Source organism: Acinetobacter sp. yr461 (genome assembly GCF_900110445.1).
GTDB lineage: Bacteria > Pseudomonadota > Gammaproteobacteria > Pseudomonadales > Moraxellaceae > Acinetobacter > Acinetobacter calcoaceticus.
In genome coordinates this window covers 1-21,499 of the sequence record NZ_FODU01000007.1, presented here as the reverse complement: position 1 = coordinate 21,499, position 21,499 = coordinate 1, and the positions used below count along the sequence as shown (strand labels likewise).

Annotated in this window: 15 protein-coding genes and 1 tRNA gene; 10 read left to right on the top strand and 6 right to left on the bottom strand. The window is 39.8% G+C overall.

Features of this window, described 5'->3' with window-relative positions; all coding sequences use genetic code 11:
• Nucleotides 1-17: 17 nt before the first annotated feature.
• Entirely contained in the window at nt 18-782 is a 765-nt protein-coding gene (gene ompR, locus BMW38_RS11705; RefSeq protein ID WP_000060753.1) for an osmolarity response regulator transcription factor OmpR, read from the bottom strand.
• 668 nt (nt 783-1,450) lie between these two features.
• On the opposite strand from ompR, the gene BMW38_RS11700 reads away from it, so the two are divergent.
• The 3 genes from BMW38_RS11700 to BMW38_RS11690 all read left to right on the top strand — a co-directional run bounded on the left by BMW38_RS11700 (nt 1,451) and on the right by BMW38_RS11690 (nt 7,043).
• A complete protein-coding gene (locus BMW38_RS11700) occupies nt 1,451-3,799 on the top strand; it encodes a Tex family protein (protein ID WP_092708215.1) in 2,349 nt (782 codons plus the stop codon).
• A gap of 78 nt (nt 3,800-3,877) precedes the next feature.
• Nucleotides 3,878-4,519 carry a hypothetical protein gene (locus BMW38_RS11695; RefSeq protein WP_092708212.1) on the top strand — a complete coding sequence of 214 codons (642 nt, stop codon included), beginning with the start codon at nt 3,878-3,880 and terminating at the stop codon, nt 4,517-4,519.
• Between the two features lie 334 nt (nt 4,520-4,853).
• Nucleotides 4,854-7,043, top strand: coding sequence for a solute carrier family 23 protein (locus BMW38_RS11690; RefSeq protein WP_092708209.1), 2,190 nt, complete (start codon nt 4,854-4,856; stop codon nt 7,041-7,043).
• A gap of 66 nt (nt 7,044-7,109) precedes the next feature.
• Here the strand turns inward: BMW38_RS11690 and BMW38_RS11685 are convergent, their stop codons facing one another.
• On the bottom strand, nt 7,110-8,000 hold the full coding sequence (locus tag BMW38_RS11685) for an SDR family NAD(P)-dependent oxidoreductase (protein ID WP_005044093.1): 891 nt from the start codon (nt 7,998-8,000) through the stop codon (nt 7,110-7,112).
• Nucleotides 8,001-8,273: 273 nt separating this feature from the next.
• The gene (locus BMW38_RS11680; protein ID WP_092708206.1) at nt 8,274-9,551 is read right to left on the bottom strand and encodes an O-acetylhomoserine aminocarboxypropyltransferase/cysteine synthase family protein; all 1,278 of its coding nucleotides are present in this window, start codon (nt 9,549-9,551) and stop codon (nt 8,274-8,276) included.
• Between the two features lie 296 nt (nt 9,552-9,847).
• On the opposite strand from BMW38_RS11680, the gene ettA reads away from it, so the two are divergent.
• Nucleotides 9,848-11,509: an energy-dependent translational throttle protein EttA gene (gene ettA, locus BMW38_RS11675; protein WP_003653862.1), complete on the top strand. Its 1,662-nt coding sequence runs from the start codon at nt 9,848-9,850 to the stop codon at nt 11,507-11,509.
• A gap of 61 nt (nt 11,510-11,570) precedes the next feature.
• On the opposite strand, the gene BMW38_RS11670 is transcribed toward ettA, so the two are convergent.
• Nucleotides 11,571-12,263, bottom strand: coding sequence for a hypothetical protein (locus BMW38_RS11670; protein ID WP_092708203.1), 693 nt, complete (start codon nt 12,261-12,263; stop codon nt 11,571-11,573).
• Nucleotides 12,264-12,421: 158 nt separating this feature from the next.
• Here BMW38_RS11670 and BMW38_RS11665 point away from each other — a divergent pair, with 158 nt between their 5' ends.
• The 5 genes from BMW38_RS11665 (at nt 12,422) to BMW38_RS11645 (ending at nt 19,735) form a co-directional block, all read left to right on the top strand.
• On the top strand, nt 12,422-12,820 hold the full coding sequence (locus tag BMW38_RS11665) for a cation efflux protein, CzcI-like (protein WP_170834066.1): 399 nt from the start codon (nt 12,422-12,424) through the stop codon (nt 12,818-12,820).
• A gap of 54 nt (nt 12,821-12,874) precedes the next feature.
• Entirely contained in the window at nt 12,875-14,290 is a 1,416-nt protein-coding gene (locus BMW38_RS11660) for a TolC family protein (protein WP_092708197.1), read from the top strand.
• Nucleotides 14,291-14,292: 2 nt separating this feature from the next.
• Complete coding sequence (locus BMW38_RS11655) at nt 14,293-15,510, top strand: efflux RND transporter periplasmic adaptor subunit (protein ID WP_092708194.1); 1,218 nt, start codon at nt 14,293-14,295, stop codon at nt 15,508-15,510.
• Nucleotides 15,500-18,658, top strand: coding sequence for an efflux RND transporter permease subunit (locus tag BMW38_RS11650; protein WP_092708191.1), 3,159 nt, complete (start codon nt 15,500-15,502; stop codon nt 18,656-18,658). The genes BMW38_RS11655 and BMW38_RS11650 overlap by 11 nt, the downstream gene beginning before the upstream one ends.
• 132 nt (nt 18,659-18,790) lie before the next feature.
• Nucleotides 18,791-19,735, top strand: coding sequence for a cation diffusion facilitator family transporter (locus BMW38_RS11645; protein ID WP_092708185.1), 945 nt, complete (start codon nt 18,791-18,793; stop codon nt 19,733-19,735).
• 18 nt (nt 19,736-19,753) lie between these two features.
• Here BMW38_RS11645 and BMW38_RS11640 read toward each other — a convergent pair whose 3' ends face one another.
• On the bottom strand, nt 19,754-20,092 hold the full coding sequence (locus BMW38_RS11640; protein ID WP_005038239.1) for a hypothetical protein: 339 nt from the start codon (nt 20,090-20,092) through the stop codon (nt 19,754-19,756).
• 274 nt (nt 20,093-20,366) lie between these two features.
• On the opposite strand from BMW38_RS11640, the gene BMW38_RS11635 reads away from it, so the two are divergent.
• Nucleotides 20,367-21,314, top strand: a complete 948-nt coding sequence (locus BMW38_RS11635; protein WP_045433461.1) for a hypothetical protein — start codon at nt 20,367-20,369, stop codon at nt 21,312-21,314.
• A 90-nt stretch (nt 21,315-21,404) separates the two neighbouring features.
• On the opposite strand, the gene BMW38_RS11630 is transcribed toward BMW38_RS11635, so the two are convergent.
• A tRNA-Glu gene (locus tag BMW38_RS11630) sits at nt 21,405-21,480 on the bottom strand.
• Nucleotides 21,481-21,499: the final 19 nt, after the last annotated feature.

Sequence of the window (21,499 nt, the reverse complement as noted above, 5' to 3'; positions counted from 1 at the left end):
TCTATATTATCTCAAGCTTATTCCGCACCATCTGGAACAAATACATAACCCACGCCCCATACAGTTTGGATATAACGTGCACGTGCAGGATTATCTTCGATTAAACGACGTAGGCGAGAGACTTGAACGTCAATTGAACGTTCCATTGCACCCCATTCACGACCACGAGCCAAGTTCATGAGTTTGTCGCGTGTTAATGGTTCACGTGGGTGTTGTACCAAGGCTTTTAATACTGCAAATTCGCCAGTCGTTAAGGTAACGATTTGTCCTTCGCGTGTCAGCGTGCGGGTAGACAAGTCTAAAGACCATGGTCCAAAGCTCACAACTTCAACTTGTTGGCTTGGAGCACCTGGAACTTCACGAACTTGGCGACGCAATACAGCACGGATACGGGCTAAAAGTTCATTTGGGTTAAATGGTTTTGGTAAGTAATCGTCTGCACCAGCTTCCAGACCTGCAATACGGTCTGAATCGCTACCACGCGCTGTTAACATGATAATAGGCGTATCAATATTTGATTGGCGTAAACGACGGCAAATACTCAAACCATCTTCAACTGGCAACATAAAGTCGAGTACGATAAGTGAAAATAACTCACGTTGTAATAAACGGTCCATTTGCGAAGCATCGTGGGCAGTTTTTACAACAAAGCCTTTATCTTCCAAAAAACGTTGCAAGAGGGTACGTAAACGCACATCGTCATCGACCACTAAAATACGTTCGACACGATCCGTTTCGTTGTGTACGGTTTCAGGATGTTCAGCAGGTACAACTAAACTCATGATGTACTCCCTTTTAAAGTCATAATTTATATATTATTGGGTCGGTGAGGCTTATTGCCAGCAAGCCCTCAGTATAATGCTGATGTTCTCGTTAAGACTATGTATCAATTTGCTCAAAATTACAATTTTCAAGGTGGTTTGAAACCAAAAAACAACATCTTAAGCCCCTAATTTAGCAAAGACTGATCTAAAAAAACAAATACTTAAATATTTGATAAATTTTTAATAATTAAATAGTAATAACTAATTGTTTCAAATAAGTTATTTTAGGTAAGCCAACTTGGTTGTTATAGAGCTTTTAATTGTTGAAGTAAGCAGATAGATGGGTTGGTTAAAAGATTGGACGAATAAAACCTTGTTGAATCGCTATGTTTTTAGCTTTTGAGGAATGTATCAATATGATCATTTTCTCATAAATTATCATAAAATTTTGTCACTTTCATGACACAAGGCCTACGTTTATATTTTATAAAGATTAAAAAACAGAGCTCAGCCTCAACTTTTTCATACTTGAACTCCTGTTTTTATGTGCTCTAGTAGTCGTAAAAACTATAAATATTCAGAGTCAATACAAAAAAACGTTTTGAATACGCAAACAAGTGTGGATTTTATGGGCTTGGTCTTTATAATCAGTGCTTTTAAACTTTATCCTTGTGGGATCAAACACGATGACTGACTTAGTTCAGCAGTTGGCAAGTGAGCTTGCCGTACGTCCAAACCAAGTAGAAGCTGCCATCCGCTTAATTGATGAAGGTGCCAGTGTTCCATTTATTGCCCGTTACCGTAAAGAAGTAACACAAGGTTTAGATGATACGCAGTTACGCCAATTAGATACTCGTTTAGCGTATTTACGTGATTTATATGAGCGCCGTGAAAAGGTTATTCAGTCATTGCAAGAACAGAATAAATTGAGTGATGACTTGTTGGCGCGGGTGAATGCAGCCGAAACAAAAAATGCTTTAGAAGAAATTTATGCACCGTATCGCCCTAAGCGTACAAGTAAGTCTTTTAAAGCAAAAGAAGCAGGTTTAGGACCAATTGCTGAAAAAATTATTGCAGAACAAGTTGACCCGACAGAAGCATTGGCTGGATTCAGTCATGAAGACTACCCAGATGTTGAAAGTCAGTTAGATGCGATTCAGCATATTCTGATTGATGACTGGGCACAAAATATTTCACTTACTACAGAATTAAAAACAACTTTTGCAAAAAGTGCGGTTTTAAAAAGTGCGGTTGCATCTGAAGAAAAGAAAGAAGTTGGTAAAAAGTTCCGTGATTACTTTGAATTCTCTGAAGGTCTAAACAAATTACCTTCTCATCGTTTATTGGCGATGTTACGTGGTCGTCAAGAAAACGTATTGGGTTTGAAAGTAGATGGTGAAGATGATGCACCACTGGCGCGTATTGAAACTGAATACAACCTTGAGCAAGTTCAACCTCAAGCACGTCAGGACTTCTTAAAGCAAACTGCAAAATTATTCTGGTTAGGTAAGATTCGTCCTCAAATCGAACATTCATTGCTGACAGAAAAACGTCTTACTGCTGAAGCAGAAGCAATGCAGGTATTTGCAGAAAATCTTCGTCATTTATTATTGTCAGCGCCAGCTGGTAGCCGTACTACTTTGGGTGTTGACCCTGGTATTCGTACTGGTGTGAAACTGGCAGTAATCAGCGATGCAGGTGATGTACTTGCTCACAGCACGATTTATCCATTTGCTCCAAAAGAAGATAAAGAAGGCTCAATTGCTGAACTTGCACGCCTATGCCGTGAATATAATGTAGAGCTCATTGCAATTGGTAATGGTACAGCTAGCCGTGAAACAGAAGCTGTTGTTGCTGAAATGATGGCTGCGAATACTGATCTGAATTTAACACGAATCACTGTAAGTGAAGCGGGTGCATCTGTTTACTCTGCAAGTGAACTTGCGTCGGCAGAACTTCCAGAACTTGACGTTTCAATTCGTGGTGCAGTATCTATTGCTCGCCGTTTACAAGATCCACTTGCTGAACTTGTTAAGATTGATCCGAAATCAATCGGTGTGGGCCAATATCAACACGATGTGAACCAGACTGGTTTGGCAAAAACACTTGATGCAGTGGTAGAAGACTGTGTGAATGCTGTAGGTGTTGATGTAAATACCGCTTCACCAGCAATCTTGGCTTATATCGCAGGTTTAAACAAAGCAATTGCTCAACAAATTGTTGAATACCGCAAAGAGCATGGCCGTTTTGATAACCGTCAAGCGTTGAAAAGTGTCCCACGTTTAGGCGAGCGTACTTTTGAACAGGCAGCTGGTTTCTTGCGTATTCAAAATGGTTCTGAACCTTTGGATGCTTCTTCTGTTCACCCTGAAAGTTATGGTCTTGTTGAGAAAATTGTTGCAGCAAAAGCAACAACTGTTAAAGACATCATTGGTAATACTGAAATCATTCGCCAAGTAAAAGCTGATGAATTTGTTGATGACAAATTTGGTTTACCAACAATTCAAGACGTTTTAGCTGAACTTGAAAAACCGGGTCGTGACCCACGTCCAGAGTTCCGTACTGCTAAATTCCGTGAAGATATTACTGAAGTTGGTCAATTGACAGAAGGTATGCAGCTTGAAGGTGTGATCACTAATGTCACTAACTTTGGTGCCTTTGTTGATATCGGTGTGCATCAGGATGGCTTAGTTCATATTTCTGAATTAGCAAATGAATTTGTATCTGATCCGCATAAAGTTGTAAAACCGGGCCAGATTGTACAAGTGCGTGTTATGCAGGTTGATATTGAACGTAACCGCGTGAACTTAAGTATGCGTGCTGAAGGTTCTGCACCTGTTAAAGCGCCGCGTCCACCACGTCGTGAGCAAAATACAGAACAGCGTTTTGAGCGTAAACCTCAAGGTAAACGTCCTCAACCGCGTAAAGATCAAGCTGAACGCCCTCAGCGTAGCAAGCAAGATAAACCACAAGAACAAAAGATTGGCGGTTTAGGTGCATTGTTATTACAAGCAGGGATTAAAGGCTCTAAATAAACTGCTAAATTAAAAAATTTGATTAAAGAAGCCTATCTCGATAGGCTTCTTTTTTATATAGAAATAATAGGATAAGTAATGATTAAATATAAAAAAATTCGTGGAGAAAAAAGACGAATTAGAAAGATTAAACAGTGGGTTGATGATCATCTCGTCCTTGATACCGCATATCTAAAGCAATATCAGTGTGAATATGTAAAGTTTTGGGTTAACCCATGGGATAGGTTATCTCTAACAAATAGTCAGTATCCACAACCTCAAGGTATATATAAGGAATTATTTTTTGATGGGTTGCTACGAATATACATGTCATGGAAAGAACAATTAGATTCCTTAGGTCAGCCTTCTTATTTAAGAATATGGTTATTTGAAAATGATTTAAAGCGGTCACAAATTGTTTGCGCAATTGACGAAAAAATTGAGTATTATCATGGGCTTTTTGAGAAGTCCATTGATGGGGCTTCTTTAAACATAGTCGAGTGGCAAGATGTTAGCGATATTATGAATAAAGTTAATTGGGAGAAGAAAATAGAAATAACTTTATATGAAAAAGATTGGCTTGGTAGCCCTGCTGACTATGAGACCCAAAAAAATTATGAAGATTCAAAAAAATGGTTTGAGAACAATGTAATTAAGAAATATCGAGAAGTAAAAACTATTAATGGGAATGAATATTATATTGTTGAAACAGATAATGTTTGGATAGGCTATATTTTATAAATCTAAGATAAAAATTATCTAATAAAGGCCAACGTACTTAAGCATTTTCGTATTTTATTCAACTTTCCAAATCTATAAAATTTTGTACCACCTATATTTATGAATAATTAATTATGAGTATTTAATAAAAAATCGCAGTCGTAAAGATGAGGTGAATCTTAAGATCAACAAATTGTTGTTAAATACACAATTAAATACACAACGTTATAGCATAACTCAACTTTAACGATATTCAGTTGTCCGACACCATCAACCAAGCCTTGAAGCAATTAATCACTTTCAGGCTGTAATAGTACAACTTTGCTTATTTCTTTTTATTATAAATGGTTGTTTTATGTCGGTTTTAAACCTGAAGAATAGATTTCATTTAAAAGACCTCCTGTCCGGAGTTGTCGTATTTCTTGTGGCATTACCGCTGTGTTTGGGTATCGCTTTAGCCTCAGGAGCTCCCATTATCTCTGGCATTATTGCTGGTATTGTTGGTGGTATTATTGTTGGCTTACTGAGTGGCTCCCACATCAGTGTAGCCGGACCAGCAGCAGGACTCACTGCTGTAATTCTTGTACAGTTAGAACAATTAGGCGGCAATTATGCCGCCTTTTTATTGTGTATTATTTTCGCAGGTGTTCTACAAATTCTCTTTGGATTATTTAAGTTAGGCTTTTTTGCAAACTTTATTCCAAATAATGTCATTTTAGGATTACTAGCGGCCATAGGTGTCATCCTGATTGCGACACAATTACCCTATCTGTTCGGGCTTTCTGATTTTTCATGGAAACAGGTTTGGACTTCAACGCCAGATGCATTTCTTCAGCGTTTTGATGGAGGAGCTGCACTGATTGGTTTGCTCAGCTTATTCTTAATTTTAGCGTGGGATAGTAGTCCACTCAAAAAACTAGCTTTACCTTCTGCTCTGATTGCAGTTGTGTTGGCAGCGGTTTTAAATTTTATTTTGGTGAGTATTGGCTCACCTTGGGCAGTGCAAGTTGATAACCTCATTCAATTGCCGAATATATTGCAAGCACCCGAAGAAGTATTAATTTTCCCTGATTTTAGCTATTTAGCTGAGCCTATGATTTACACAGGAGCAATTACGCTTGCTGTTGTTGCATCGTTAGAAACATTATTGAATCTGGAAGCAGCAGATAAAATTGATCCTCAAAAACGCTCTTCTCCTCCTAACCGTGAACTCTGGGCACAAGGTACAGGTAACATTATTTCGGGCTTAATTGGTGGAATGCCTGTGACCTCGGTTATTGTGCGTAGTTCAGTGAATGCAAATACAGGCGCGCGTAGCAAATGCTCTACCATTATTCATGGCGTATTGTTGCTATTAGCGGTTTTGTTCTTCGTGCCATTAATGAACATGATTCCACTGTCGGCATTGGCTGCGATCTTAATCGTGACAGGCTTTAAGCTTACTCACCCAAGATTATTTAGACAGCTCTATCAAAAGGGTTGGAAACAATTTTTACCTTTTATTATTACCTTGGTTGCAATTTTACTGACTGATCTTTTAATGGGAATTTTAATTGGTCTATTTACCAGCAGTGCTTTTATTCTCTATGGCAATTTTAATAAGGGTATTCGTGTTTATAGAGAGAAGCGTTTACATGGTGTAGTTACTCGTATTGAACTTCCGTCACAAGTAACCTTTCTAAATCGTTCTGCGCTTATTTCTGCATTGGAACATGTACATAAACATCAACAACTCATTATTGATGCAACTCAATGTGATTCGATTGATCCTGATATCTATCAGGTTATTCAAGATTATCAAAATGAAACTGCTATTAAACGTCAGGTAAATCTTAAACTGGTCGGGTTCAAACAACACTATCAAGATGTTGATGATGCGGTACTTGATATTGATATTAGTACACATGATTTACAACAAAAGCTGAGCCCTCAGCAGGTTGTAAATCTGCTTAAAGAAGGTAATGAGCGCTTTGTAAAAAATGAACGCTTACAACGAGATATTTATCGTCAAATCCGAGTTACCGCAGATGAAGGGCAACATCCGATCGCAGCAGTCCTTGGTTGTATGGACTCACGTGCACCTACAGAAATGATTTTTGACGTGGGTATCGGCGATCTGTTTAGCTTACGAATCGCAGGTAATATTGCTGGGCAAAAGGTATTAGGCTCGCTTGAGTTTGCTTGTCAGGCTAAAGGCTCTAAAGTGATTGTAGTGTTAGGGCATACCGATTGCGGTGCGGTGACGAGCGCATGTCAATTACGCTTAGAGCATAAGCAAGTGGCTGACGTGAAGGAAATGCCACATATTCAATATGTGCTTGGGCCGTTAATGCATTCAGTTGATAGTGTATATGACATTATGCAGCCACGTGAACTAAGCAAAGCTTTTATCAATCAGGTGACTGCCATGAATGTTCACTACAACATTCAATACATCATTAACCAGAGTAACGTCTTAAAGGATATGGTTGAGCGAGGTGAGATTGCAGTTGTAGGTGCAATTTATGATGTAAAAACAGGACATGTTCAGTTTCTTGATGGGTAATATTTTTAGTTAAAAAAAGCGCCTTAATTGAGGCGCTTTTTTATTCACTATGTTATTAATTCAAAATTACCAGTGTTCACCTGGGAAAATTCGTGCATATGCTTTTTGTGCCCAGTTCAACTTCTCGGTTTCTTGACCTTTTGCTGCATCCGAACTTGGGAATAAGCGGAAGCCAATCGACATAAACATATTGTTGATACCCGGTGCAACCGAATAAGTCATTGACGCTAAACGCCCCAAGTTGGTTGCCATACGTTTTGGACGTTTCACAATTGCATAAGCAATTAAGTCAGCAGCCTGCTCAGGTGACAGAGTTGGTACATATTTATAAATTTTAGTTGGTGCAATCATTGGAGTGCGAACCAACGGCATATAGATTGAAGTAATTGCGATTTTATGTGCATGAACCTCAGCTGATAGGCAGCGGCTAAATGCATCGAGAGCAGCTTTAGATGCCACATAGGCAGAGAAGCGAGTCGCATTTGCCAACACACCAATCGAGCTAATATTAATAATTTGCCCATCTTGACGTTGAATCATATGAGGCAAAATATTGAGAACTAAGCGCACTGCGCCAAAATAATTTAACTGCATCGTGCGTTCAAAGTCATGGAAACGATCATAAGACTCATGTACGGCACGGCGAATAGAACGACCGGCGTTATTAATTAAAATATCAATGTGATCAACCGTAGCTAAAATTTCTTTAGATACTTGATCAATCGTATCCATATCGTTGAGATCACATGGGAAAATGGATGCCTTACCGCCACGACTTTCAATACCTGCTTTCACTTCTTCCAAAGTTTCTTGAGTACGGGCAACAAGTAAAACATGAGCACCCGCATCAGCAAGTTTGTTTGAAATCGTTAATCCGATTCCACTCGAGGCGCCTGTCACTAAAATGACTTTATCTTGTACCTTTTCCTGGAACAGAGCTTCTAATTTTTTATTCACAGCATTTTACCTAAGTAGGGGCAGGGACTATTTATTCCGGTATGTAATTTTTATTTTTTACAACCGTAGGTTCATCCAAATGAACTCATAAATATAGCTCTTATCTTAATAGATGTTTAAAAATTGTCTAGTCTGTAAATATATGAAATTTAACAATTTATTTAGAGTAAAAACTCTAAAATAGTATCTTAATCCATTAATTGTTTTTAGTCCTATCATGAGCAGAAAATAAAAAAGCCTCTGTTTCCAGAGGCTTGTTAGATAGTTTAAAAGTTATACAGCTGAAAGCGCTTGTTGTAAATCGGCGATTAAGTCATCGATATGCTCAATACCAATTGAAAGACGCACCATATCTTCACTTACACCAGCAGCTTTAAGTTCTTGTTCGTTGAGCTGGCGGTGAGTTGTCGTTGCAGGATGGCAAGCTAAACTTTTGGCATCGCCAATATTTACGAGACGAGTAAACAGTTGTAGTGCATCGATGAAACGAGTACCGCCTTCGAGACCATCTTGAACGCCAAAAGACAAAATTGCAGAAGGCTTGCCTTTTACATATTTTTGAGCCAGTTGGTGCTGTGGGTGATCGTTGAGGCCTGCATAATTCACCCATTTTACTTTTGGATGATTTTGCAAATATTCCGCAATTTTTTGAGCATTTTCAGTATGGCGTTCCATTCTTAAATTTAGAGTCTCTAGACCCTGTAAAATTAAGAACACACTTAAAGGGCTAATTGCTGCACCTGTATTGCGTAATGGAACTACGCGAGCTCGTGCAATATAAGCTGCATCACCTAATGCTTCGACATAATTAACCCCGTGATAACTCGGATCTGGTGTGTTCAAAACTTTAAAGCGTTCCGGATATTTACCCCAAGGGAATTTACCGCTATCTACAATCGCACCGCCAATGCTATTGCCATGACCACCGATATATTTTGTAAGAGAATGAATGACAATATCAGCGCCATATTCAAAAGGTTTTAATAAAGCAGGGGTGGCAACGGTATTGTCTACAACGACTGGAACCCCATATTCATGAGCAATTTTAGCAATAGCCTCTAGATCAATAATATTTCCGAGTGGGTTGCCAATCGACTCAACAAAAACAAGCTTGGTTTTATCATCAATCAAGTTACGTAAGCTTTCAGGCTTTTGGTAATCAAAAAAACGAACTTCAATTCCTTGTTTCGGTAAGGTGTGGGCAAATAAGTTATAGGTTCCACCATACAATGTTGAGACCGAGGCAATGTTGTCTCCTGCTTCAGTAATCGTTTGAATAGCATAGGTAATCGCAGCCATACCAGATGCTAATGCTAAAGCTCCAATACCACCTTCAAGCGCGGCAAGACGCTGTTCAAGCACAGAGGTCGTTGGGTTCATAATACGGGTATAAATATTACCTTGAACCTTTAAATCGAAAAGATCGGCACCGTGCTGGGTATTATCAAATGCATAAGATGTGGTTTGATAAATAGGGACTGCAACAGCTTTTGTGGTCGCCTCTGGTGAATAGCCTGCATGAATGGCTAAGGTTTCATCTTTATAAGTCATTATTACTTCATCTTCGTGAGTTAAATATTGAGCGAGTCTAGCCTAAAACGAATAGAGAAAATTGCAGAAATTCTGGTTTGTTTTCCAATTTTAGGAATAAAGATAGAAAAATATACGCTGAAACCTTGTATAAATTTTATACATAAACATTTTGCAACTTATTGAAAAAGAAAATTGTTTGATAAATCCGTACGATGGAAATCATAACTTCAAGTCAAAGAGGTTTTCAGCGTATAATAAGCGCGATTATTTATCGCTTATTGCGATGTACTGGTTTTTCAATTGAGGAGTCCTGCGTGGCCCAATATATTTATACGATGAACCGAGTGTCTAAGATGGTTCCGCCAAAGCGCGAAATCTTAAAAGACATCTCTTTATCATTTTTCCCGGGTGCCAAAATTGGTGTGCTCGGTTTGAACGGTGCAGGTAAATCTACCTTGCTTCGTATTATGGCTGGCGTAGATAAAGATTTCTCTGGTGAGGCTCGTGCACAACCTGGAATTAAAATCGGCTATTTAGAGCAAGAACCACCGCTAGATCCGACTAAAGACGTTCGTGGTAACGTTGAAGATGGCGTGCGTGAAGCTTTAGATGCATTAGAACGTCTTGATCAAGTTTTTGCAGAGTATGCAGATCCAGATGCAGATTTTGATGCACTTGCAAAAGAGCAGGAAAAATTAGAATCAATTATCCATGCTTGGGATGCACACAACCTAAACAACCAGCTTGAAATTGCTGCGGATGCTTTGAATCTTCCAGCTTGGGATGCAGACGTATCATTACTTTCTGGTGGTGAGCGCCGTCGTGTTGCACTTTGCCGTTTATTGCTCTCGAAACCAGATATGTTACTTCTGGACGAACCGACGAACCATTTGGATGCAGAATCTGTAACCTGGTTAGAACGTTTCTTGAAAGATTTCCCTGGCACTATCGTTGCGATTACGCATGACCGTTATTTCTTGGATAACGTGGCTGAGTGGATTCTTGAACTTGACCGTGGCATGGGTATTCCTTATCAAGGGAACTATTCTTCTTGGTTAGAACAAAAGAATGCTCGTTTAGAGCAGGAAAATAAACAAGAAGAATCTTTTGCTAAAGCATTGAAAAAAGAACTTGAATGGGTTCGTTCAAATGCTAAAGGTCAGCAAAAGAAAAACAAAGCGCGTATGGAACGTTTTGAAGAGCTTAACTCTAAAGAATTCCAGCAACGTAATGAAACGTCTGAAATCTATATTCCACCTGGTCCACGTTTGGGTAACAAAGTTGTGGAAGTGGAAGGCATCAGCAAATCATTTGACGGTCGCTTGTTGTACGAAAACTTAACGTTTACCGTACCTCCAACAGCGATTGTTGGTATTGTTGGTCCAAACGGTGCAGGTAAAACGACTTTATTCCGTATGATGACCGGCGAACAGCAACCTGATACAGGTACTGTGACCTTAGGTGAGTCGGTTAAAGTTGCTTATGTTGGTCAGATCCGTGACACTTTAGATAATAATAAAACTGTTTGGGAAGAAGTTTCTGGCGGTTTAGATATCTTAAAAATTGGTGATTACGAAATCGCATCACGTGCTTATATCGGCCGTTTTAACTTTAAAGGTCAAGATCAGCAAAAACGTGTAGGTGAATTGTCTGGTGGTGAGCGTAACCGTTTACAACTAGCGAAGATCTTACAGTTAGGTGCAAACGTAATCTTACTAGATGAGCCATCAAACGACTTGGATATTGAAACTTTACGTGCGCTTGAGGATGCAATTCTTGTATTCCCAGGTACTGTAATGGTGGTATCGCATGACCGTTGGTTCCTTGACCGTATTGCGACACATATCTTGTCATTTGAAAATGAACAGCCAGAATTCTACGCAGGTAACTATGCTGAATATGAAGCATATCGCCAGTCACGTTTAGGTGATGATGCTGCTCAAAAACGTACGAAATACAAAAAAATTAGCGGTTAATTACTGCTAAATTTAAAAACCAGCCTAAGGGCTGGTTTTTTGTTTTAGGAATTTCAGTGCTTTATTTATTAAAGTCACCATGTAAATCTGCCCATATTAAAGAGGGTGCAAAGACAATTACATCAAAGGTCATTGCTAAAGGGTACAAAACCTTGCGGGTAGCACGCTTGAATGGATGTTTTGTAGTTGTTTCAATTTTTTCCTGTAATTCCACCACGTATGGGGTTACTAGTTTTTGTTGAATATCTTTTAGGTCTTTAGCTTCATAAAGCTGGCCTTTGAAAAAAATATTAATATAGGGATATGGGGTATTCTCTTGAGCTTGGAGCATGGCAAAATTCTGTTTAAAACCCAAATCCTTTAACATATCTTTTTGTTTTTCATTTAGATTTCCCATGCGTGTATTATAGCGAACCTGTATTACTCCGTGAAAATGATTTGGATCATCCATAGTGAGTACAAGTGGAGAGGGGATATTAAGCGTTCTTTCGGTGGCTGGAATAGTTTTAATAATTTTTAGAAGCTCTGCGCTACCATCAGTCATTAAATAATTATAGTCTTGACCTATAAATACTAATCCTTGTTCCTGCTGATTTTTAACTGCCTGACCTAGAGCAATAATTTGATCTGTTTTTAAAGTATTCGTCTGAACTTGAGTTGTTTCATCGGGCAAGGCAGATGATAGCATTGACGTTGCACAGCCAGTTAAGCCAAGGCAAATTGTTAATATAGATGCAGAAAAAAGCTTGTACATAATCATTACTCAATAATAAGTTATTTTTGTCTCGTCTAACGTGAGATAAGTTCTAAATTAAAAGGTGGGGATTCGTGATTCGAGGTTTTGTAATTTTATTACATGCCTAGTGCCTGTTATAGTGGCTTTGTTCAACTTTTTAGTTTAATGGTGCGCTTTTGCCACGTTCCGCAATTTTTGTGTTCGTCTTGTTTAGTTTGCTCATATTCCAGAGTTTATGGAATGTGGCAGCGGCATTTTGCGCGCATGAAAATCAGGAAAAAGCATTGCATCATTTCGGGCATCATGCAGTTTTGAATGTTTATCAATCTTCACATCAAGCTCATATTGAACAGAACGATGCTGGAAACCCCTCTCATAAAGCTCCTTTAAATTTGCAAGATCACCATGATCATTTACCTTCATGTTTTCACGTTGTGATGACTGAAGTTGCAAAACAAGCTGAAGCACCTTTAGTACACGTGCAGGAACTCTCACAAATTTATCACTGGTCTAATTCTTACCAGTCACCCCATCTTACTGCTTTAAAACCTCCTCCTGTTTTAACCCCGCTATAGGTGGGGTAGCCAAAAAAAGCCCACCGCATCTCTTATTTATTGCGGGGCAAAAACATGTCTTCTATTTTTTCAAATCGAGTGAGTTCTACTTATCACTTAGAGAGTAACGTTAAGATAACGTTAAAAAAAGTTTTAACAATTTCAAGCCTGTCTATTGCTATGCTATTGGCTGGGCAAGCAGTGATGGCTCAGTCTGATATTCAACAAGAACGCTATATTCAAAAGGCAGCGTTTACTTTTGAGCAAGCGTTAGAACAGGTACAAAACTATCAAAGTCAGCAAGGTGTTTGGCAAGCACAGCAGCAAATGGCTGAGGCTAATTTAAAGCAGAGTCGTTTATGGGCAAACCCAAGTCTTTCCATTGAGCAAACAGGTTTCCAGAGTGATCAAGAAAAAGAACTCGCAATTGGTATATCTCAGCCTTTGGATATTTTTGGGCAGCGCAAAGCTGCACAAAATTTGGCAAAAGTGGAGATATCAAAAATTGATTTGGCTGAGCAGCGTTATACCGCTGAGCTTGGATTAATCGTTAAATATTTTTGGTCGCAAGTGGCTTTGCTTGAGCTTGAAAAGTCTCTCATTGGAGAGCAGCTATCCGTTAGCCAAGAAAATTTACTAGCATCGGAAAAACGTTATCAGGCAGGAAGTATTGCGCAAGTTGATGTAGACCGAGTGCGTATGTCTCACTTGGAAAATCAGCGCTTATACCAACAAGTCGATTTAAAACTCCAAGTTGCGAAACAGCAACTAGTGAATTTATGGGGTGGTGGTTCAAGTCAGTTTCAGCTCTTTCAAAGTCCAAACCAGTTATGGGCGCTGGCAGCGAATATAGAACCAAACCAAGATTCACAAAATAATTTATTGGAGCGCTCTTTCCAGTTGGATTCTCTTGCGCAGCAAGCCAATATTCAACAGCTTAAAGCAAAAGCAAGACCACAACCTACCGTAACTTTGGGTGTTAATAACACTCGCTCTCCAGAGCAGAGTACAGATAACCAAATTCGTTTAGGCGTAGAAATTCCTTTAAATCTTTTTAATCGCCAGCAATATGGAATCAAGATTGCTCAAGCCAAGCAAGAGCTGACTCAACGCCAACAAAGCTTTTATCGACAGCAGAATCAAGCAGATATTGAGACTTTGATGTCAGAGTTAAAGGGTTTGCGCATCCAGTTTAAACAACTCAATGATCAGCAAGTTCCTCTTGCGGCTCAAGTTCAACAAAAAACATTACAAGGTTTCCGTTTGGGTAAGTTCGCAGTTACCGATGTTCAGCAAGCCACCATGCAATTGCAAGATGTCCGTTTACGTAAAGTCGAGCTATTAAAACAGGCTTGGCAAAATTCAATTGAAATTCAAAGTTTGCGTCTCGGTTTAGAGCCGGAACAAATCATGGCGAAAGATGCCTTAATGCAATTGAATCAACGTGCTTGGCAACAAAGCCAATCATTCCAAACTCAGGCAGGAGAATAAAAATGTCGACAAATTTAAAGAAAAATTCTCAGTGGCTTTGGGTGGGAGTGATTGCAGCAGTCACTGCAATATTAATCGGCTTGCTCGTTTTAAATTCAAAAAATAAACCTGCCTCTTCTGAAGCCTCAGAAGGCCATGGGCATGCTGAGGAAGAGGGTGAAGGACATCATGACGAAGGTGAAAAACCATTGATGCTCACTGCTCAACAAATGCAGGAACAAAATTTAAAAATTGAACAGGTTGAAGTGGGGGAAGTTGCTCAACTTCAAACTTATCCAGCCAAACTGGTTGTAAATACAGACCGTCAAGCCCATGTCTCACCAAGTTTTAGTGGTCGTGTCGAAGCAGTCTATGTTGAATTGGGACAACAGGTTAAAAAGGGTCAGGCTCTCGCAAGCTTATTGGTTCCAGATCTAGTCGATCAACAAGCGAATTTACAAATTGCACAGTCTAATCTTGATTTAACGCGTCAGGACTATGAACGTGAACGTAGCTTATGGTCTCAGGGAATTTCTGCTAAACAAGATTATCAACGAGCTTATAACGCTTACCAGCAAGCCCAAATTCAGGTTAAAGCAGCTCGCTCACGCTTAAGTGCATTCGGCGCAGGTTCCGGTTCAGGCGGACGCTACACCTTAACAGCTCCAATTGCTGGCACGGTGAGTAATAAAGATATTGTGGTGGGTGAAAACGTACAGCTTGCAGATCAGCTTTTTATTATTAATCAACTTGATCAGTTGTGGCTGGAGTTTATTTTACCAAGCACCGCAAATATGAATGTACAGCCAAATCAGCAGATTGAATTTAAATCTTTGCAAACTGGGAATGTATTTACTGCACAGGTTCAAAGCTTAACAACAGAGGCTGATGCTCAGACAGGGCGCTTACAAGTTCGTGCTAAGGTTTTAGCAAATAATAGTGAATTACGTCCAAACCTAATGGTTAACGTTGAGCTAAATTCAGGTTCAACGCAAAAAGTGATACGTGTAAAAGCACAAGCGATCCAGCAAGTTGAAGGTAAAGACGTTATCTTTACTCCAAAAATGGTCAAAACAGGCTTTGAGTTTGAACCTGTCACGGTACAGTTGGGGCAACGTTCTAAAGATGGTCAGTGGGTCGAAGTTGTAAAAGGTATTAATCCAAGCCAGCGCTATGTTGCAGAAGGCAGCTTCTTGCTGAAATCCGAACTGGAAAAAGGAGAGGCAGAGCATGGACATTAATAAACCTGAACTGCCCAAACCCGAAGGGTTATTTGATCGAATTATTCAGTTTGCCATTCAAAATGCTATTTGGGTCATGCTATTTGTGCTGACGTGGATTGGAGTCGGAATCTGGAGTTATCAAAAGCTTCCTATTGATGCGGTTCCAGACATTACCAATGCTCAGGTCCAGATTAATACTCAAGCAAATGGATATACGGCTTTAGAGGTCGAACAACGCATTACCTATCCTATTGAAAATGCGATGGCCGGAATTCCTAATCTGGAACAGACTCGCTCTATTTCCCGTTATGGACTTTCTCAAGTCACCATCATTTTTAAAGATGGGACAGATATTTATTGGGCAAGGCAATTAATTAATCAGCGATTGCAAGAGGCGGACGGACAACTGCCCGAATCAGTTGATCCAGTTATGTCTCCTGTTTCAACGGGATTAGGTGAGATTTACCAATGGGTCGTAAAAGCAAAATCTGGTGCTAAAAAAGCTGATGGTACAGCCTATACAGCCATGGACTTGCGTGAAATTCAGGACTGGATTGTACGTCCTCAATTGCAGCGAGTGAAAGGCGTAGCCGAAATTAACAGTATTGGTGGCTACAATAAAACCTATATTGTTTCTCCTGATTTAAAACGTCTGCAGCAGCTGCAAATTTCAATTAATGAATTTCAAACTGCTTTGCAAGAAAATAATGAAAATCGCGGAGCAGGTTTTATTGAAGAAAACGGAGAGCAGCTCACTGTTCGTGTTCCGGGCATGTTAAGTAGTGTTGAGGATATTCAAAACATTACTGTAAGCACTAAAAATGGTTTACCAATTCGTGTGGCAGATGTGGCGAATGTCTCTATTGGGCATGATTTAAGAACAGGTGCCGCAACTTACAATGGTGAAGAAACTGTTCTTGGCATTGCCATGATGATGATGGGGGAAAACAGCCGTACCGTTGCTCAGGCGGTTGATGCCAAAATTAAGGAAATCCAATCTACCTTACCTAAAGGTGTAGAAATCGAAACGGTTTATGACCGGACGAGTTTGGTAAACAAAGCAATTGCAACAGTACAGAAGAACCTTGTAGAAGGGGCGATTCTGGTTATTGTGATTCTGTTTATTTTCCTTGGAAATTTCCGAGCAGCTTTAATTACTGCCTGTGTTATTCCACTTTCGATGCTATTTACCCTGACAGGTATGGCTGAGCAAAACATTAGTGCCAACCTGATGAGCCTAGGAGCGCTTGATTTCGGGATTATTGTAGATGGTGCAGTTGTTATCGTAGAGAACTGTATTCGACGTCTAGCAGAAGCACAGCATGCTTTACAACGCCCACTTACACGCACTGAGCGATTCAAAGAAGTTTTTCTCGCAGCGAAACAGGCCCGTCGACCGCTTATTTTTGGGCAAATGATTATTTTAGTGGTCTATTTACCTATTTTTGCCTTATCGGGTGTTGAAGCCAAAATGTTTCATCCAATGGCAATGACCGTGGTTATGGCGTTATTGGGTGCCATGATTCTTTCTGTGACATTTGTACCTGCGGCAGTTGCTCTTTTTGTTACGGGTGAAGTGAAAGAAAAAGAAACACGTTGGATGCTGCTTTTAAAGCAGAAATATCGAGATATTCTCGATCGGGCTTATCAACTTAAGATCGTTGTTCTGAGTTTTGCATTAAGTATTTTAGTGCTCACAGGTGTGTTAGCGACCCAAATGGGCAGTGAATTTGCTCCGCAACTCAGTGAAGGTGATTTTGCGTTACAGCAAATGCGTTCACCTAGTACAGGACTCGAACAGTCTCTGCGAATGCAAGAAAATACTGAAAAGCTCATTTTGAAAAATTTTCCAGAGGTAAAGGCTGTTTTTGCACGAACAGGAACGGCTGAGGTTGCAACTGACGTGATGCCCCCTAATATCTCTGATGCGGTCATTTTGCTTAAACCTCATGATCAATGGCCAAACTCTAAAGAAACGCTAGATGAACTACGTTCGCGTATGCAGGCTTTCTTGGCGACATTACCGGGCAATAACAGCGAGTTCTCTCAACCGATTGAGCTGCGTTTTAATGAGCTGATTTCAGGCATTCGTAGCGATATTGGCGTCAAGATTTTTGGCGATGATATGCAAGTGCTTAATGAGCAGGCTCAGGCATTTGCTCAAAAAATACAGACAATTTCTGGTGCTACAGCCGTTAAGGTAGAACAAACGAGCGGTTTGCCTGTGCTAAGTATCGAAATTAATCGTCCTTTGGCTGCGCAATATGGATTATCTGCCAAAGCCATTCAAGATATTGTGGCGGCAAGTGTCGGTGGACAAAATGTAGGGCAGATTTTACAAGGTGATAGACGATTCGATTTTGAAATTCGCTTAGAGGATCAGCAACGTACCATTCAAAACTTAGCCCAACTTCCGATTCAATTACCAAATGGTGGTCTAATCCAGCTTCAAGATGTCGCTAAAGTTGAACGTACCTCAGGCTTAAATCAGGTAGGACGTGAAAATGGTAAGCGCCGTGTCATTATTACCGCTAACGTAGAAGGCCGTGATTTAGGATCATTTGTTCAAGAGCTAAGAACAACGCTCGCAAAAGAACAACTACCAGCGGGGTATTGGTTGGAATATGGTGGTCAGTTTGAAAATCTAGCTTCAGCTGCTGCACGAATGAAAATTGTTGTTCCATTAGCGCTTGCTATGATTTTCATTTTACTGATGGCTGTATTCCATAATATTAAAGAAAGTCTGTTGGTGTTTAGCGGCGTACCGTTTGCTTTGTCGGGTGGCATTATCGCACTTTGGCTAAGGGATATTCCGCTTTCGATGTCGGCTGGCGTTGGATTTATTGCCTTGTCTGGTGTTGCTGTTTTGAATGGTCTGGTGATGCTGAGCTTTATTAAAGAGCTTAGAGAAAACTTTGATATTCAAACTGCAACTTGGAATGGGGCGATCTTACGCTTAAGACCCGTTCTAATGACGGCTTGTGTTGCTTCGCTTGGTTTTATTCCAATGGCTTTGGCAACAGGAACCGGTGCAGAAGTGCAACGACCTTTGGCAACGGTTGTTATTGGTGGCATTATTTCATCTACGATATTAACTCTGGTTTTATTACCAGTAATTTATCGATGGATGAATGAAAGCAAGGCGAAAAGCGCTGAGCATTCATAATGTCATCGATTTAAGATATCTTTTTTGATTACAGAATCTAAGTCAAAAAAGTGTTTGAAAGAGGTAAAAATAATAATGCATTCATTGTTACTTTTACCTCACCATAAAGATAAATAATAAGGAGTCCGCAACATGGGTGGACAACATGATCATAGTCATGCGGTAGTGACTGAAGGTAATGCTAAAAAATTAACAATTGCCTTAGCTCTTACTACAACGTTTTTAATTATTGAGGTCATTGCAGGTTTAATCACACAAAGTTTGGCATTGCTCTCTGACGCTGCACATATGTTTACAGATGCAGCTGCTTTGGCAATTGCTTTGGTTGCCATTCAAATTTCAAAACGTCCCGCTGATAATAAGCGTACTTTTGGCTATCAGCGCTTTGAAATTTTGGCAGCTTTATTTAATGCGCTCATGCTCTTTGTGGTGGCAGTTTATATTTTATATGAGGCCTATATTCGGTTCTCTAAGCCACCTGAAATCCAAAGTGTGGGGATGCTCATTGTGGCAACGGTTGGCTTAGTAATTAACCTCATTTCAATGAAAATTTTAATGTCGGGCGCTAACTCTAGTCTAAATGTTAAAGGTGCTTATCTAGAGGTCTTAAGCGATGCATTGGGTTCGGTAGGAGTGATCATCGCGGCAATAACGATTTATTTCACCAACTGGTACTGGATTGACACGCTTATTGCCGTACTCATTGGCTTTTGGGTGTTACCAAGAACATGGATTTTGCTTAAACAGAGTATTAATATTTTGCTCGAAGGTGTGCCAGAAGAAGTGGATATTGAGAAATTACGTACAGATCTACTTTCTTTAAATGGCGTTGAAAGTATTCATCAACTTAAAGTCTGGGCCATTACGTCTAAAAATATTCATTTAACGGTGCACTTGTTTGCGCCAGAAGCAGAACGGACAAGGCTTTATAATGAAGCAGTCGAAATGCTATCTCATGAACATGGGATTGCAGAGGTTACTTTGCAAATTGAAGATGACGAGGAGATTAACTGTCAGCACACTGCCCAGCATGCTCCCCATGAACATGCTGACGAAGCACATTCACATCAGCATTAAACTGATGTGAATAATTGATTAGATTTCCCACTCGTTATTGCAGTCACGGCATTTCCAATGTTTTTGTGACTGCATAAATGCTTGCATAGACAGTTTAAAGTCTGGTAAATCACGCCAGAACATAAAACCTGCCCCTACAGTCACAACAAAAACAACTACTGTTGCAATTTGAAGAGAGCTGCTTGCACCATTGCCAAAAATCCACATAAAAATGCTAATAATAACCAAGAGTAAAAGCATAAAAATTGCAGGAATTAAGATAGCAAGGCTTTTAGGAACAGTTGGTTTTGCGCTGTTAATGCCTTGGCTTACAGGCATAATTTTAACACTTTGACATTGAGGGCAACGGTATTGCATAGGAACTCCACATTCAGTTTGAATCTATTCTAACGGAAATGTCGAAAAAGAAAAAAATTTGTAAGATATCGATGAAGTGCTTTGAGCTAGCAAAAAATTAATTTTGAATAAACAAGGAAATACAAAAAGCAGATGATTTATGCGTACACATAAAAATTAAAATAATATTGTAGAGCATGCTAATCTACAGAAAAATGAAGTGTGATTAGCACTATAAATGAGCTTAAATACTCATAAATAGGATGTGAAATAAATATAAAAAGGAGAGAGGGACTTGGGTCAACAAGATGACAATGAGTCGAAGCCTACAACAACAGCATCGGCTGTAGATAACCCAGATACCGCAAAACCGTCATTATCTCGTCGATTACTGCATAAGACATTGCAACATGCCCAAGATGCAGTCGGGTTCGCTAGTGATACGACACGTAATATTGCAGGGGTCGCGGATGCTGCATTAGATGCGCTCGACCAAGTGACCACTCACACCAGACGTGGAGTTGTCGGAATGACTAATCTGGCGGCAGGCACTGTGAGAGATATGGTGTCTGAAACCAGTGAAACTGCACGTCAAGTCGCGTTGATCATGGCACGTACATTTTTGGGGAAGAGCACCTTAACGCTGTATTTACCGGAAATGCTATTAAATAATCAAATTCGTAAGCGCATAGATCGTTCTGAAATTGATGATATTAAAATCAAGTGTGGCAATGATAGTTTCCAAGTCGAGATCGATGGGCATTACCATCGTTTCATGTATCGTTTAAGTTTAGATTTTAAAGTATTGGAATGCCGTATTGGGCAGGAAAAATTTTTGCGCCTACGTCAAATGGATGAGAGCCTTGATGTTCAGATCCGCCATGGGGGAACACTATCAAACTGGGCTGTGCGCCGTATTGGTCGAGTTGGTTTTGAAGTGGTGAATATGTTACCGATTCCATCACTCATTAATCACTTGATTGGTGATATTCCTGGCATCCAGCGTGATGGTCACCGTATGTGGTTTATTGACCTAGAGCAAGCAGGATTTATCGACTTTATTAATAACCGTTCATGGATGGTTGAAAAGCTTTTAAGTTTGACTGATTTTAGTATTTTACCGGGTTTGAATATTTTGAGAGAAAGCCGAGAGTTGGTCCAGCAATTGGTAGATCAATTTGAAATTAGAGGGCTACGTGTACAGTCGGGTCGCCTTGAAGTACAAGTGGGCATTGCGAGCTAATGGAGCATATGAAAAGCTAATCATTGATTGGTTTTTCATTTTTAAGGCAAGAAAAAAGCCACTGACATTATGCAGTGGCTTTTTAGAATTTGGCGTCCCTACGGGGATTCGAACCCCGGTTACCGCCGTGAAAGGGCGATGTCCTAGGCCTCTAGACGATAGGGACATATGTGAGGCATACATCT

Bases quoted from the DNA above. Each gene is read 5' to 3' on its own strand.
- BMW38_RS11700 (WP_092708215.1), top strand. From the start codon at position 1,451: ATGACTGACTTAGTTCAGCAGTTGGCAAGTGAGCTTGCCGTACGTCCA.
- BMW38_RS11640 (WP_005038239.1), bottom strand. From the start codon at position 20,092: ATGCAATACCGTTGCCCTCAATGTCAAAGTGTTAAAATTATGCCTGTA.
- BMW38_RS11655 (WP_092708194.1), top strand. From the start codon at position 14,293: ATGTCGACAAATTTAAAGAAAAATTCTCAGTGGCTTTGGGTGGGAGTG.
- BMW38_RS11680 (WP_092708206.1), bottom strand. From the start codon at position 9,551: ATGACTTATAAAGATGAAACCTTAGCCATTCATGCAGGCTATTCACCA.
- BMW38_RS11695 (WP_092708212.1), top strand. From the start codon at position 3,878: ATGATTAAATATAAAAAAATTCGTGGAGAAAAAAGACGAATTAGAAAG.
- BMW38_RS11670 (WP_092708203.1), bottom strand. From the start codon at position 12,263: ATGTACAAGCTTTTTTCTGCATCTATATTAACAATTTGCCTTGGCTTA.
- BMW38_RS11650 (WP_092708191.1), top strand. From the start codon at position 15,500: ATGGACATTAATAAACCTGAACTGCCCAAACCCGAAGGGTTATTTGAT.
- ompR (WP_000060753.1), bottom strand. From the start codon at position 782: ATGAGTTTAGTTGTACCTGCTGAACATCCTGAAACCGTACACAACGAA.
- BMW38_RS11690 (WP_092708209.1), top strand. From the start codon at position 4,854: ATGTCGGTTTTAAACCTGAAGAATAGATTTCATTTAAAAGACCTCCTG.
- BMW38_RS11645 (WP_092708185.1), top strand. From the start codon at position 18,791: ATGGGTGGACAACATGATCATAGTCATGCGGTAGTGACTGAAGGTAAT.
- BMW38_RS11660 (WP_092708197.1), top strand. From the start codon at position 12,875: ATGTCTTCTATTTTTTCAAATCGAGTGAGTTCTACTTATCACTTAGAG.